Genomic DNA, 14499 nt, shown 5'->3' with positions numbered 1-14499 from the left:
TAGTTTGACTCGGACTCGGACTCGGACTCGGACTCGGACTCGGACTCGGACTCGGACTCGGTGTTGGAGTCGGCGTCGCCGGCTTATCGCTATTATTCGTCGCGTTAGTACTGCCGTCATCACCGCCGCCACCGCCGCACGCGGACAGCGCGACGCCGGCGCTCAGAATCGCGCAGCAAAGCTTCTTGTTGAGAGACGTCATAGCGTTGGTGTTCAATGAGTCCACGCGCCGCTTCATTGCAGATTCTCCATGCGGACATTGGCGGGAACGAGGCGTGGCAGATATGCCTTGCCGAAGAAATACCCTGTATGGCCAGCCGATTCGATATGGAAGTCGCCGTTGTGCTGGACCATCGGACCGATGCCGCGCGGGCGGCCATCGCCGGGGCTCACGAAGTTCGGGAAGTAGCTGCCGAGCACCTCGCTCATGTCCGGGCGCACCGGGCCATGCCACGTGACGGCGAACACCACGTTGGTGGGCAGTACGTATTCGCGGATTGTCACGCCGTCGCCATCAGTCGCCTCGCGCATCGTGTACGACGCAGCCGCAGCCGAATCACTCGACGTGCCCGCCGACTGGAGCAACGACCGCGATCCCGGCACCGCGTGTGTCCGGGTAGCCGGCGCTGCGCCCAATGTCGCATAACAGGCGAACGGCGCCAGGGCCGCGATCGCCAGCGCGAGCTTCACAAGTTTCATCTCATTGCTCCAGAAAACAGGTCGGAGCATGGTGCCCGCGGGCTGTTATTAGGATTGCAGGAAAATTCTGAATAGAAGATGGGAAACGGCGTAAGGCGGCGCGAACAACGCGCCCACTCAAGCCGTCGAGACAGTCGTCAGAACGGCGACGAACGGCGCGGTCCGCTGGCCACTCCATGCCGTGCCGATCACCGTATGGAGTTGGAGCGTGGTGCCCGCGCGATGATTAGGAAAACATGCGAAGTTTCCGAGGCCGATGCGTGAAGCAGCGTAATGAAGGGGGCGGTGTTAATTTTGATGCGCGCGGTTGTTGTCTGATTGTTACGCGGTTGTCACTTGCGATTGTTGTGCGCGCGGCAAAGTGGCGGCATGGCCGGCGGTCGCAACCAGAGCGCTCGATGCTTTCTGCGATCGTACGATCGCGAGGCTGTCGTGCGCGGCGAGCGCATCGCTCTTGCGCACAGCCGTGCCAGCTATCGACGTGAATCAGCGGCTGCGTGAGCGAGATCGCGTAGGCGTTGCTGTTGCCGTACGAAGCCGGGAAGCCGCCGCCGAAGCCGGTGTTCTGACGGCTGCCGGTGAGTGATGCCGACACTTGCGGCAGCAGTTTGGCGCGCGCGAGCGGCAGCTCTTCTCGGTTGACGGCGAGCGCGGCGCGCGCGCTTTGCAGTTGCGCGTCGCTGGACAGCGCTTCGTCGTAGAGCTAGGACAGGCCGAGGGCCCGCGCGGGCAGCGCGGCAAACGCACACGCGAGCGCGCACGTCAGCGCGACCACGCCCGCGAGGAGCGGCGCCCGCTGGCGCGTCATCGCGACGCGGCGCTCAGTAGGTGGGAACGGACGGATCGACCTGACGCGACCATGCGTCGATGCCGCCTTGCAGATTGAACACGTTGGTATGGCCGCGCGATTCGAGGAACATCGCGACCTGGGCGCTGCGCGCACCGTGATGGCAGACGCAGACGATCTGCGCGTCGTCGTCGAGTTCTTCGCTGCGCGCGGGAATCTCACGCATCGGGATCGATACGGCGCCGGCGATCGACGCCGTCTGCAATTCCCACGGCTCGCGCACGTCGAGCAGCACGGGCGCGGGGCGCGAAGTGTCGGCGAGCCATTCGGCGAGCGCCGGAGCGGTCAGATTTTGCATCAGCGGACATCCAGTTCAGAGGACGGCCGCACGCGGGCCGTCCGGATCGGCGTATGGCTTAAAACTTGAAGCGCGGAGGCTGCACGGCGTTGGTCAGCGGCTCGACATACGTTTCGAACACGTCGGCGATGCGGAACTGCTTCTCGTCGATACGTGTGATGATTTGCGCCTTCATGACCGGCGCGGTGCCGACGAACGCCGCGAGGCGGCCGCCGATCTTCAGGTGTTCGAGGATTTCCTGCGGCAGCACCGGCAGGCCGCCCGACACGCAGATCACGTCGTAGGGCGCCGCGCCAGCCCAGCCGCGCGATGCGTCGCCGGTGACGACTTCGGCGTTCAGCACGCCGTTGGCGATCAGGTTGTTGCGGGCCAGTTCGGCCAGTTCCGGTTCGATATCCACCGTCAGCACGTGCTGCGAGCGATGCGCGAGCAGTGCCGCCATGTAGCCCGAGCCCGCGCCGATTTCGAGCACGCTTTCGTGTTTCTTCACCGCCAGCTCCTGCAGCACGCGCGCTTCGACGCGCGGCGCCAGCATGTGCTGGCCGGCTGGCAGCGGCACCTCGAAGTCGACGAAGGCCAGCTCGTGGTAGACGGCGGGGACGAAATTTTCACGCTTGACGATCGAGAGCAGATTCAGCACGTCCTGGTCGAGCACTTCCCAGGGGCGGATCTGCTGTTCGATCATGTTGAAACGCGCTTGCTCGAAGTTCATGGTGGATTCGGCGGTTTGGTTTGGCGAGTGGGTGGCAGTTCGACGAGGCGTTTGACGATGCGCTTGCATGCGGTTGGCAAACGCCGCCACTGACTTTTTTGCCTCCGGCCGGCAGCTTCCCGAAGCTCGCCCGAACCTCGCGAACGAGACTCCAACGATGCGGGACGCAAGCCACGCCAGGGTAACTGCGGGATTGTACCAAATGGCGGCGGCCAGCCGTGCCGTCGCGGGCAGGATGGCCCCGACTGACGGCGAGCGCGTGCGGCTGTGCATGGCCTGTCGCGTCGCGGCGCGACCCCGTGTTAATCCCTAGCGATCCGTACTTGCGATTTGCGCGTTGATCGCTCAAAAATGTAATCGATTACATTTTCGACGCGAGGTCACTTGTCCAGATCGACGTCCAAGGCGCCTGCGGCGGCATTGTCCAACGCGCGTTCCCAACCGGAAAACCGGCCGCTGCGCGCCGCCGAAGGCTCGTCGATCGCCGGGGTCGCGCAGCAGGCGGGGGTGTCGGTGGCGACGGTGTCGCGGGTGCTGAACGGCCACGAGAACGTGCGGCCCGCCACGCGCGACAAGGTGCTTGCCGCGGTCGACGCGAGCGGCTACCGCGTCAACGAACTCGCGCGCAATCTGCGCACAGCCGAAAGCCGGCTGCTGCTCACCATGGTGCCGGACGTCGGCAATCCGTTTTACGCGGAGATCGTGCGCGGCATTGACAGCGTCGCGCGCCAGCATGGCTACTTCATGCTGCTGTGCGACACGGGCGCCGACCCCGGCCGCGAGCGCAGCTACTTCGACCTGCTGCGCCGCCGCCGCGCGGACGGCGCGATCTGCCTCGATCCGGCCACCATCCAGCAGGCGCTCGGCGACGCGTCCGGCGCGCTGCCGTGGGTCGCGTGCTGCGAGTTCGACCCGGCGGTCGGCGTGCCGTACGTGGGTATCGACAACTACCGGGCCGCGGGCGACGCAGTGCGCCATCTGCTCGCGCGGGGCCACCGGCGCATCGGGCTCATCAACTCCGATGTCGACTACCTGTACGCGCGGCTGCGTCAGCAAGGCTATCTGGACGCGCTGACCGAAGCGGGCATCACGCCCGATGCGCGCTGGCGGATGAACCTGAACAGCCTCGACTACGAAGCGGGCGCATCGGCGGCGGTCACGCTGACGCAGCAGCCGGGCGCGCCCAGCGCGATCTTCGCGGTGTCCGACACGTTGGCGATCGGCGTGATCCACGGCTTGCGCAGCGTGGGCAAGCGCGTGCCGGACGACGTCGCGGTAGTCGGCTTCGACGACATCTCGCTCGCCGCGCAGATCGACCCGCCACTCACCACCATCGCGCAGCCGATGCGCGAGCTGGGCGAAACCGCCGCGCGTCTGCTGTTGCAGCGTCTCGCGAATCCGTTGGCGGACGTGCCGGGCGTACTGCTGCCGCATCGGCTGGTGATTCGAGGGAGCGCGTGAACCATGAGCCTCGCAATCCGCTTCGACGACATCCGCAAAGACTTCGGCCCGGTGCGCGTGCTGCATGGCGTGAGTTTCGAGCTGACGCCGGGGCGCATCTACGGTCTGCTCGGTGAGAACGGCGCGGGCAAATCGACGCTGATGAAAATCCTCGCCGGCTATGAAACCGCGACTTCGGGCGCGTTGCTGGTCGAGGGCCGCGAGCAGCACTTCGCCGGCTCGCGCGACGCCGAAGCGCAGGGCATCGTGCTGATCCACCAGGAGTTCAACCTCGCCGAGCATCTGACGATCGCGCAGAACATGTACCTCGGCCACGAGAAACGGCGCGGCTGGTTTGTCGACGACACCGCGATGCGCGCCGAGGCCGCGCGTTATCTCGCGCAGGTCGGACTGGAGAAAGCGCCGGACACGCGGGTGCGCGAGCTGATCGTCGCGGAAAAGCAGATGGTGGAGATCGCGAAGGCGCTGTCGCGCCGCGCGCGCTTGCTGATCATGGATGAGCCGACCGCCACGCTCACGCCGTCGGAGACCGAGCGGCTCTTTACGCTGATGGCGAAGCTCAAGGCCGACGGCGTGACGATCGTCTACATCTCGCACAAGCTCGATGAAGTGGAGCGCATCACCGACGAAGTGATCGTGATGCGCGACGGCCGCTTCGTCGCGCGCGGCGAGACGGCGTCGCTCGCGCGCCAGCAGATGGCGAACCTGATGGTTGGACGCGAGCTGTCCGACATGTTCCCCGACAAGCTCACCGTTTCCGCTGACGCGCCGCTTGCGTTGAAAGTGGCAGGGCTCGCGGTGCCGGATTGGGTGGAAGACCTGAGCTTCGACGTGCGCGCCGGCGAAGTGCTCGGCTTCGCGGGGCTGGTCGGCGCGGGCCGCACCGAGGCGTTCGAAGCGATCATCGGCCTGCGCAAGCGCACCGCGGGGCGCATCGAGATCGCGGGCCGGCGCGCCGATCTGAAGAGCCCGCGCGACGCGATGCGCCACGGCCTCACGTATCTCAGCGAGGACCGCAAAGGTAAGGGCCTGCACGTGGACCTGAGCCTGCAGGACAACGTCACGCTGATGACGCTCGAACGCTACGCGCATCCGCTGCTCGACATGAAGGCGGGGCGCGCGGCGTTGACCAGGGCGGTCGGCGAATTCGGCATCCGCACCGGCGACCTGTCGAGCCGCGCGCGCATGCTCTCCGGCGGCAATCAGCAGAAGCTCGCGCTCGCCAAGTTCCTGCAGCCCGATCCGAACGTGATCGTGCTCGACGAGCCGACGCGCGGCGTCGATGTCGGCGCGAAACGCGACATCTATTTCCTGATTCACCGGCTCGCCGCGCAAGGCCGCGCGGTGATCGTCATTTCATCCGAACTGATCGAGCTGATCGGCTTGTGCCACCGCGTCGCCGTGATGCGCGCGGGCCGCCTGCAAGCCACGCTGACGCTCGAGCATCTGACCGAAGAGGAGTTGATCGCTCATGCGACCGGCACCCACTGAAGCCGTACGATCCGGCCGCGCGCTGCGCTTCGCGCATCGACTGTATGCGCTCGGGCCGCTCGTCGGGCTGATCCTGCTGTGCATCGTCGGCACGCTGCTGAACCGCGATTTCGCGACGCTCGACAACCTGATGAACGTGCTCACGCGTACATCGTTCATCGGCATCATCGCGGTCGGCATGACCTTCGTGATCATTTCGGGCGGCATCGATCTGTCGGTCGGCTCGATGGCGGCGCTGATCGCGGGCAGCATGATCTGGCTGATGAACGGGCTCGCGGCGGGCGCGGCCGGCCATGCGTTCGCGCCGCTCGTGATCGTGACGATCGGCATCGTCGCGGCGCTCCTGCTCGGCGGCCTGTTCGGCTGCGCGCATGGCTTGCTGATCACCAAAGGACGCATCGAGCCGTTCATCGTCACGCTGGGCACGCTGGGGATCTTCCGCGCGGTGCTCACGTGGCTCGCCGACGGCGGCGCGCTAACGCTAGATAATTCGTTATCCGATCTTTATGGACCCGTGTACTACGCGAGCCTGTTCGGCGTGCCGGTGCCGATCTGGGTGTTCCTCGTGGTGGCGGCGGGCGGCGCGCTGATCCTCAATCGCACCACCTTCGGGCGGCACGTGCAGGCGATCGGTTCGAACGAACAGGTCGCGCGCTATGCGGCGATTCGCGTCGACACGGTGAAGATCGTAACGTATGTGCTGCTCGGCATCTGCGTCGGCGTCGCCACCGTGCTGTACGTGCCGCGGCTCGGCTCGGCCACGCCGACCACCGGCCTGTTGTGGGAGCTGGAGGCGATCGCGTCGGTGGTGGTCGGCGGCACCGCGCTCAAGGGCGGCGAAGGGCGCGTGGTCGGCACGGTGATCGGCGCGATCCTGCTGTCGGTGATCGCCAACATTCTGAATCTGACCAGCATCATCAGCGTGTATCTGAACGCGGCGGTGCAGGGCGTGGTGATCATCTTCGTCGCGTTCGTGCAGCGCGGACGGCGATAGGTTCAGCGCTTCAAGTTGCAGCAACCAGCAGCATCAGGCAAGACCAGGCAACAACGAGCAGCACCAGGCAACACCGGCAGGACCAACAATCGGGGCGCCCGAACGCCTCACTTTAGCAACCATCTTGCATGGGATCGAAGTAAGCGCTAAAGCGCCAACTCCGATCGACATACAAGTGCATGGGATTGGAGACACAACTATGAAGCAGGTCATTCGAGCGGTCGGCGCCGGCATGCTGGCGTTGGGGATACTGGGCACGGCAGGGCTCGCGCGTGCCGACGACAAGGTCACGCTGGGCGTCGCGATTCCGACAGCCGATCACGGCTTCACGGGCGGCATCGTCTGGTGGGCGAACAAGGCGAAAGCCGATCTGGAGAAAGCGCATCCCGACCTGAAGGTGATCGTCAAGACCGCCGCCGGCGCGCCCGAACAGGCGAACCAGTTGCAGGACCTGGTGACGGTCAACAAGATCAACGCGCTGGTGATCTTCCCGTTCGAATCGGCTTCGCTCACGCAGCCGGTCGCGCAGGTGAAGAAGAAGGGCGTGTACGTGACGGTGGTCGACCGCGGCCTGACCGACACGAGCGCGCAGGATGCGTACGTGGCGGGCGACAACACCGCGTTCGGCAAGATTCCCGCCGAGTATCTGGCCAAGGCGCTCGACGGCAAGGGCGACATCGTCGCGCTGCGCGGCATTCCGACCACGCTCGACAACGAACGCTGGGCCGCCTTCACCGGCGTGCTGAAGAATTATCCCGGCATCAAGATTCTTGACGCGAAGTACGCGAACTGGAATCGCGACGACGCGTTCAAGGTGATGCAGGACTACCTGACGCGCTTCAAGCACATCGACGCCGTGTGGGCCGCCGACGACGACATGGCGGTCGGCGTGATCAAGGCGATCGACCAGGCCAAGCGCAACGACATCAAGATCGTGTTCGGCGGCGCCGGCTCGAAGGGCATGGTGAAAAACGTAATGGACGGCGCGCCGATGATCAAGGCCGACGTGTCGTACTCGCCGAAATTCATCTACGACGCGATCAAGCTGACCGCCGAGGCGCGTCTGAAGGGCGAGAAGCTGCCGCCGACCACGATCATTCCGTCGGTGCTGATCACGAAGGAAAACGCGCAGCAGTTCTATTTTCCGGACTCGCCGTTCTGAGCGGCGTGTGGAGCGCGCGGGCGGCGTCCTCGCTGCATGGACGTGGCCCGCGCGCGATCGTTCGAGGAACCGTACGATGAAAACCATCAAAGGGCCGGCCATCTTTCTCGCGCAGTTCATGGGCGACGAGGTGCCGTTCGACAATCTGGCGCATCTGGCGCATTGGGCCGCGAGTCTCGGCTTCAAGGGGATTCAGGTGCCGTGCGACGCGCGCCTGATCGATCTGGAACAGGCGGCGGACAGTCAAACCTATTGCGACGAATTGCGCGAGACCGCGGACCACGCGGGCGTGACGATCACCGAACTGTCGACGCATCTGCAAGGCCAGCTGGTCGCCGTGCATCCCGCGTATGACACGCTGTTCGACGGCTTCGCCGCGCCGCAGGTGCGAGGCGACCCCGCCGCGCGCACGCAGTGGGCGGTCGAGCAGATGAAGTTCGCGGCCAAGGCGTCGCGACGTTTGGGCTTGAGCACGCACGTGTCGTTTTCCGGCGCGCTGGCGTGGCCGTATCTGTACCCGTGGCCGCAACGTCCGGCGGGACTCGTCGAAACGGCGTTCGACGAACTCGCGCGCCGCTGGACGCCGATTCTCGATGCGTTCGACGAGGCCGGCGTGGACGTGTGCTACGAATTGCATCCGGGCGAAGACCTGCACGACGGCGTGACCTTCGAGCGCTTTCTGGATGCGGTGAAGCAGCATGCGCGCGCGAACATCCTGTACGACCCGAGCCATTTCGTGTTGCAGCAGCTCGACTATCTTGCGTTCATCGACATCTATCACGAGCGCATCAAGGCGTTTCATGTGAAGGACGCGGAGTTTCGGCCGAGCGGCAAGCAAGGCGTGTATGGCGGGTATAGCGGCTGGGTCGAACGCGCGGGACGCTTCAGATCGCTCGGCGACGGACAGATCGACTTCGGCGCGATCTTCTCGAAGATGGCGCAGTTCGATTTTCCGGGCTGGGCCGTGCTCGAATGGGAGTGTGCGCTCAAGCATCCACACGACGGCGCGCGCGAAGGCGCGGAGTTCATTCGGCGGCACATCATTCGCGTCGCCGAACATGCGTTCGATGATTTCGCGGGCAGCGGTGTCGACGATGCGCAGTTGAAGCGCGTGCTAGGTCTCTGACGACAGTTTTGCGGCGCGGATTGCACGGCAGAGAGGCAGCAGCGATGCGAAGTAGCACGCGACCTGGCAGCGCGGCCTGCCCACGCGAGCTGCGCGGCGGTCAAACGCAAAAGGAGTGAAGGCGATGCGACAAAGAAGGCTCAGGTTGGGCATGGTCGGCGGCGGCCAGGGCGCGTTCATTGGCGCGGTGCACCGGATCGCCGCGCGGCTCGATGATCGTTTCGAAGTGGTGGCGGGCGCGTTGTCGTCCGACCCGCAGCGTGCGCAGGCGAGCGCCGCCGAGGCCGGCATCGCGCGCAGCTACGCGGACTGGCGCGAGATGGCGCGCGCCGAAGCCGCCCGCGACGACGGCATCGACGCGGTCGCGATCGTCACGCCGAATCATCTGCATGCGCCGGTGGCGACGGCGTTTCTCGAAGCGGGCATCCACGTGGTGTGCGACAAACCGCTGGCGATTTCGCTAGCCGAAGGCGAAGCGCTCGCGAAGCTCGCTCGCGAGAAGGGCAAGCTGTTTGCCCTCACGCATACGTATTCCGGCTACCCGCTGGTGCGTCATGCGCGCGAGCTGGTCGAGCGCGGCGAGCTGGGCGAGATCCGCGTGGTGCAGGTCGAATACGCGCAGGACTGGCTGGCCGAACCGGTCGAGACAGGTGGCGCGAACAAGCAGGCCGGCTGGCGCACGGACCCTGCGCTGGCGGGCCCGGCGGGCTGTCTCGGCGATATCGGCACGCACGCGTATCAGCTTGCGGCCTTCGTCACAGGGATGACGCCTCGGGCGCTGTCGGCGGAGCTGCATACCTTCGTACCCGGACGGCGTATCGACGATCACGTGCAGGCGATGCTGCGCTATGCGAACGGCGCGCGCGGCATGTTATGGGCGAGCCAGGTGGCGAGCGGCGCGGAGAATGCGCTGCGGCTGCGGGTCTATGGAACGAAGGCGAGCCTCGCTTTCGATCAGGAGCAGCCGAACGAATTGTGGTTCACGCCGTTGGGCGGGTTGACCGAGCGGCTGACGCGAGGGCGGGTGAAAAGCGCGCTCGCCGCGCACGCGACGCGTGTGCCGCCAGGGCATCCCGAAGGGTATCTGGAAGCGTTCGCGCAGTTGTACAAGGACGCGGCGTTGCAGATCGAAGCATTGAACGAAGGTCACGCGTTGCCGGCGGAAAGTCTTCTGCTTACGACAGTGGACGACGGTGTGGCCGGCCTGCGCTTCATTGATGCGGTGCTCGCGAGCAGCGCGGCGGACGGGCAGTGGCGTGAGGTTGACGGGGCTTGAAGCAATACAACGTTCAAGCCCGCGTCACCCGCCCTTGCTCTTCTTGATCTGCTCTTCGAACGCGATATCGAGCTTGCTCGCCTTGCGGGGTTTTTGCGGACCGAACGCATCGACGAACTTGACGAAGTCGTCGAGCGTCAATGGATCGGAGACTTTCTTGTCGGTGCCGCTCGATTTGTCGACCAGATAGAACAGGCCGCCGGACAGGCTGATTGCGGCGAACTGCGGGTTGCCGCTGCGCGTTTTCAGCCGTTCGACAGCGTGGATGGCTCGGGTGGTGCGCATGGTGTGGGACTGCTGATCGGGAGAGACTGCTACTTTAACAATTTCGCCGCCGCCACGTCGCGCCCGGTGCGCGGCGTGGCGGCCTTCGGCCTCGGCGGCTTATTGACTCAGATAGACGAACTTGCCATTCCTGATCGTGCCCATCACGCTCGCGCGCTGGTCCAGACCGACGTGGTCCTTCGGGCTCGTGGTGACCACGCCGTTCGGCACGACCAGTTCGTGCGCGTGCTCCAGTTCGTCGCGTAACGCGACGCGGAACGCCAGCGTGCCCGGCTGCGCAGTCTTCAATGCGCGCGCCACTGCGTCCTGCAAACGCGGATACACGCCCGCCGCATCGCCCGCGAACTGCGTCACGCTGCCCGCGCCGTACTTCGCCTCATACTCGTTGGTGAACGCGAGCGCCGCCTTCTTCGCCGGATGATCGGCCGGCAGCGTGCGCGCGACCACGACCGGCTGGGTCGGGAACAGCGTGCCTTCCACGTCCTTGCCGCCCAGCTTGATGAACTCCGGCGTGGCGATGCCGTGGGTCTGATAGATCGGCCCTTTGTAGCCGCGTTCGATCAGCGTGCGCTGCGGCAGCACGGTCGGCGTGCCGGCGCCGGCGATCAGGATCGCGTCGGGCCTGGCGGCCATCAGCTTCAGGATCTGACCGGTCACGCTCGCATCCGTGCGGTTATAGCGCTCAGTCGCGACCAGCTGGATATGGCGCAGCGCCGCGAACTTGCTGAACTCGTTGAGCCAGCTCTCGCCGTAGCCGTCCGCGAAACCGATGAAGCCCACCGTCTTCACGTTGTGGTTCGACATGTAGCGCGTCATCACATCGGCCATCGCGCTGTCGGTTTGCGCCATCTTGTAGGCCCACACCTTCTTGCCTTCCTGCGGCTCCACCACGCTGGCCGAGCCGATCAGCGTGATCATCGGCGTCTGGCTTTCGGCGACGGCGTCGAGCGCGGCCATCGCGGCCGGCGTGATGTTCGGGCCGACGATCACGTCGACGTGGTCCTCGTTGATCAGCTTGCGGATGTTGCGCACGGCCGCGCCGGGGTCGGACGCGTCGTCGAGGAAGATGTAGTCGGCTTTCTGGCCGGCGATCGTCGCGGGCCACATCAGCATCGCGTTCTTGCTGGTGATGCCAATCACGGCCGCCGGGCCGGTGCTCGACAGATCGATGCCGACCTTCAGGTCGGCATGGGCAGCGGTGGCGAGCAACAGCGCGCCGAGAGCGGCGACGCCGCGAAGTTTGTTTTTATGCGACTTCATCGAGGAGGGTCTCCGTAGCAGGAAGCGTGGTGATGTCAAAGTTCGTAGGTTTCGTGTTCGCCCTTGAGCGCCTGTTCGATCAGCTTGCGGTTCATGCTCGGCGACAGCAGTTCGACGAGCGTATACACATAGCTGCGCAGATAGGCGCCCTGTTTCAGCGCGACGCGCGTCACGTTGCTGCCGAACAGGTGGCCGACCGGCATCGCGCGCAAATGGCGGTCGCGCTCGGCGTTGAACGCGATATCCGCCATGATGCCCACCCCGAGCCCCAGCTCCACATAGGTCTTGATCACGTCGGCGTCGATTGCTTCCAGCACGATGTCCGGATGCAGCGCGCGCAGGCGGAACGCCTCATTGATCTTGGTGCGGCCCGCGAACGCATTGTCATACGTAATCAGCGGATACTGGGTCAGATCATCCAGCGACAAAAGTTTGCGCTCGAGCAGCGGATGGTCCGGTTGCATCACCGCGATGTGGTGCCACTGGAAGCAGGGCAGCGACACCAGTTCCTTATAGTTGGCGATTGCTTCGGTGGCGATCGCGAGATCGGCCTGGTCGTGCAATACCATTTCGGCGACTTGGGTCGGGCTGCCTTGCAGGATCGAAAGGTGCACCTTGGGGAAGCGTTTCTTGAACTCGGCAATCGCGGCCGGCAGCGAGTAGCGCGCCTGGGTGTGGGTCGCGGCGATCACCAGATTGCCCTGATCCTGCGCCGCGAAATCTTTACCGACGCGCTTGAGGCTCTCGACTTCCTGCAGTATCTTCTCGACCGACTGCAAAATGATGCGTCCCGGTTCGGTCAGCGAACGCACACGCTTGCCGTGGCGCGTGAAGATTTCGACGCCCAGCTCGTCTTCGAGCTCGATGATCGCCTTGGAAACGCCCGGCTGGCTGGTAAACAGCGCCTTGGCAGCCTCGGTGAGGTTGAAGTTTTGCCGCACAGCCTCGCGGACGAAGCGGAATTGATGCAGGTTCATATATAACCTCTCCGCATATAAAAAGAATTTTTTAGTCGTTTGAAATATAAGGCGAGTTTATTACGATCTGTGCATCTTTTTCAATATGGATATCTGTATTTGTCATAAGCAAATGAGAGATGGGTCTAAACGCTCCTTTGCGGTTGCTGACTAAGAGAGATGTTCAAGGCGCGGCGGAACCGGACCGCCGTGTATCAGCCAAAAAAATTGGGGTCCCCGAATGTACCAATACGATCAGTACGACCAGACCATCGTCGATGAACGAGTCGCGCAATACGCCGATCAGGTTCGCCGCCGCTTGTCGGGCGAATTGAGCGAAGAGGAGTTTCGTCCGCTGCGCCTGCAGAATGGCCTGTACTACCAGCGCCACGCGTACATGCACCGCATTGCGATTCCGTACGGCAACCTGCGCAGCGACCAGATGCGCGTGCTCGCGCAGATCGCGCGGGAGCACGACCGCGGCTACGGCCATTTCTCGACGCGCTCGAACATCCAGTACAACTGGATCAAGCTCGAGGAGACGCCGGAAATCCTGCGCAAGCTCGCCGCGGTGCAGATGCACGGCATCCAGACCTCGGGCAACTGCATCCGCAACATCACCGCCGACCAGTTCGCCGGCGTCGCGCCGGACGAAGTGGTCGATCCGCGTCCGTGGGCGGAAATCCTGCGCCAATGGTCGACGTTCCATCCGGAATTCGCGTGGCTGCCGCGCAAGTTCAAGATCGCCGTGTCGGGTTCGAAGGAAGACCGCGCGGCCGTGCAGATTCACGACATGGGCGTGTATCTGAGGAGGAGTGAGCAGGGCGAGCTGGTGGCCGACATCCTGGCCGGCGGCGGCATGGGCCGTACGCCGATTATCGGCGCGATCATCCGCCGCGATCTGCCGTGGCAGCACCTGCTGACGTACTGCGAAGCCGTGCTGCGCGTGTACAACCGCTACGGCCGCCGCGACAACATGTACAAGGCGCGCATCAAGATTCTCGTGAAGGCGTTGAGCCCGGAGAAGTTCTCGGCGCAGGTCGAAGAAGAGTGGCAGCACCTGAAGGACGGCCCGTCGACGCTCACGCAGGCGGAAGTGGACCGCGTGGTCCAGTGCTTCCAGCCGCCGACCTACGAGAAGCTGCCGGACACCGACGCATCGTACGAAAAGCATCTGCTGGAAAGCCGCGCGTTCGCGCGCTGGGTCGAGCGTAACGTGCGGCCGCACAAGGTGTCGGGCTACGCATCGGTGACGTTGTCGCTGAAGCCGACCACCATCGCCCCCGGCGACGCCACCGACACGCAGATGGAAGCAGTCGCCGATTGGGCCGACGAGTACTCGTTCGGTGAAATCCGCGTATCGCACGAACAGAACCTGATCCTTGCCAACGTCATGAAGCGCGACTTGTTCGCGCTGTGGGAAAAGGCCAAGGCGCAAGGTTTCGCGACGCCGAACATCGGTTTGCTGACCGACATCATCGCGTGCCCGGGCGGCGACTTCTGCTCGCTCGCGAATGCGAAGTCGATTCCGATCGCGCTCGCGATCCAGGAACGCTTCAACGATCTCGACTACGTGTACGACCTCGGCGACGTGTCGCTGAACATCTCGGGCTGCATCAACGCGTGCGGTCACCACCACGTCGGCAACATCGGCATTCTCGGCGTCGACAAGGACGGCTCGGAATGGTACCAGGTGACGCTCGGCGGCGAGCAGGGCACGGGCGCCACCGGCGCGCACCTCGGCCGCGTGATCGGCCCGTCGTTCTCGGCGGAAGAAATGCCGGACGTGATGAGCAAGGTGATCGACACCTTCGTGGAGAACCGCCAGGAAGGCGAGCGCTTCATCGAAACGTACAACCGCATCGGCATCACTCCGTTCAAGGAACGCGTGTACGCCTCGCGTCAACCGGCTCACGCGTAACCGCGAAAAGG

14 protein-coding genes are annotated in these 14499 nt (G+C 64.6%); 7 read left to right on the top strand and 7 right to left on the bottom strand.

Annotated elements, in window-relative coordinates:
* Nucleotides 1–234 precede the first annotated feature (234 nt).
* The 4 genes from P0D89_RS28425 to P0D89_RS28410 all read right to left on the bottom strand — a co-directional run bounded on the left by P0D89_RS28425 (nt 235) and on the right by P0D89_RS28410 (nt 2556).
* Entirely contained in the window at nt 235–699 is a 465-nt protein-coding gene (locus P0D89_RS28425) for a DUF2844 domain-containing protein (protein WP_408354738.1), read from the bottom strand.
* 226 nt (nt 700–925) lie between these two features.
* Nucleotides 926–1369: a TolC family protein gene (locus P0D89_RS28420; RefSeq protein ID WP_408355070.1), complete on the bottom strand. Its 444-nt coding sequence runs from the start codon at nt 1367–1369 to the stop codon at nt 926–928.
* Between the two features lie 151 nt (nt 1370–1520).
* Nucleotides 1521–1844 carry a rhodanese-like domain-containing protein gene (locus P0D89_RS28415; protein WP_121316736.1) on the bottom strand — a complete coding sequence of 108 codons (324 nt, stop codon included), beginning with the start codon at nt 1842–1844 and terminating at the stop codon, nt 1521–1523.
* A 58-nt stretch (nt 1845–1902) separates the two neighbouring features.
* On the bottom strand, nt 1903–2556 hold the full coding sequence (locus P0D89_RS28410) for a protein-L-isoaspartate O-methyltransferase family protein (RefSeq protein ID WP_408354735.1): 654 nt from the start codon (nt 2554–2556) through the stop codon (nt 1903–1905).
* Between the two features lie 384 nt (nt 2557–2940).
* Between P0D89_RS28410 and P0D89_RS28405 the strand changes: the two genes are divergently transcribed.
* The 6 genes from P0D89_RS28405 (at nt 2941) to P0D89_RS28380 (ending at nt 10066) form a co-directional block, all read left to right on the top strand.
* Nucleotides 2941–4017 (top strand): LacI family DNA-binding transcriptional regulator, encoded by a 1077-nt coding sequence (locus P0D89_RS28405; protein WP_408354732.1) that lies wholly within the window; start codon nt 2941–2943, stop codon nt 4015–4017.
* A gap of 3 nt (nt 4018–4020) precedes the next feature.
* Nucleotides 4021–5508, top strand: a complete 1488-nt coding sequence (locus tag P0D89_RS28400; RefSeq protein ID WP_408354729.1) for a sugar ABC transporter ATP-binding protein — start codon at nt 4021–4023, stop codon at nt 5506–5508.
* On the top strand, nt 5489–6502 hold the full coding sequence (locus P0D89_RS28395) for an ABC transporter permease (RefSeq protein ID WP_408354726.1): 1014 nt from the start codon (nt 5489–5491) through the stop codon (nt 6500–6502). Before P0D89_RS28400 ends, P0D89_RS28395 begins: the two co-directional genes overlap by 20 nt.
* A 199-nt stretch (nt 6503–6701) precedes the next feature.
* Complete coding sequence (locus tag P0D89_RS28390) at nt 6702–7664, top strand: substrate-binding domain-containing protein (protein ID WP_408354723.1); 963 nt, start codon at nt 6702–6704, stop codon at nt 7662–7664.
* A gap of 76 nt (nt 7665–7740) precedes the next feature.
* Nucleotides 7741–8790 (top strand): sugar phosphate isomerase/epimerase family protein, encoded by a 1050-nt coding sequence (locus P0D89_RS28385; protein ID WP_408354720.1) that lies wholly within the window; start codon nt 7741–7743, stop codon nt 8788–8790.
* Nucleotides 8791–8914: 124 nt separating this feature from the next.
* Nucleotides 8915–10066, top strand: a complete 1152-nt coding sequence (locus tag P0D89_RS28380; RefSeq protein WP_408354717.1) for a Gfo/Idh/MocA family protein — start codon at nt 8915–8917, stop codon at nt 10064–10066.
* Between the two features lie 24 nt (nt 10067–10090).
* On the opposite strand, the gene P0D89_RS28375 is transcribed toward P0D89_RS28380, so the two are convergent.
* From P0D89_RS28375 to P0D89_RS28365, 3 genes are all read right to left on the bottom strand, one after another.
* A complete protein-coding gene (locus tag P0D89_RS28375) occupies nt 10091–10351 on the bottom strand; it encodes a hypothetical protein (RefSeq protein WP_149671581.1) in 261 nt (86 codons plus the stop codon).
* 99 nt (nt 10352–10450) lie between these two features.
* The gene (locus P0D89_RS28370) at nt 10451–11611 is read right to left on the bottom strand and encodes an ABC transporter substrate-binding protein (protein WP_408354714.1); all 1161 of its coding nucleotides are present in this window, start codon (nt 11609–11611) and stop codon (nt 10451–10453) included.
* Between the two features lie 35 nt (nt 11612–11646).
* A complete protein-coding gene (locus tag P0D89_RS28365; RefSeq protein ID WP_408354711.1) occupies nt 11647–12588 on the bottom strand; it encodes a CysB family HTH-type transcriptional regulator in 942 nt (313 codons plus the stop codon).
* A gap of 220 nt (nt 12589–12808) precedes the next feature.
* Here P0D89_RS28365 and P0D89_RS28360 point away from each other — a divergent pair, with 220 nt between their 5' ends.
* Nucleotides 12809–14488, top strand: a complete 1680-nt coding sequence (locus P0D89_RS28360; protein ID WP_408354708.1) for a nitrite/sulfite reductase — start codon at nt 12809–12811, stop codon at nt 14486–14488.
* The last annotated feature ends 11 nt before the right edge of the window (nt 14489–14499 follow it).

Origin of the sequence: Paraburkholderia sp. RL18-085-BIA-A (assembly GCF_046027075.1) — a bacterium.
Classification (GTDB): domain Bacteria; phylum Pseudomonadota; class Gammaproteobacteria; order Burkholderiales; family Burkholderiaceae; genus Paraburkholderia.
This window is presented reverse-complemented; position numbering and strand designations above follow the sequence as displayed.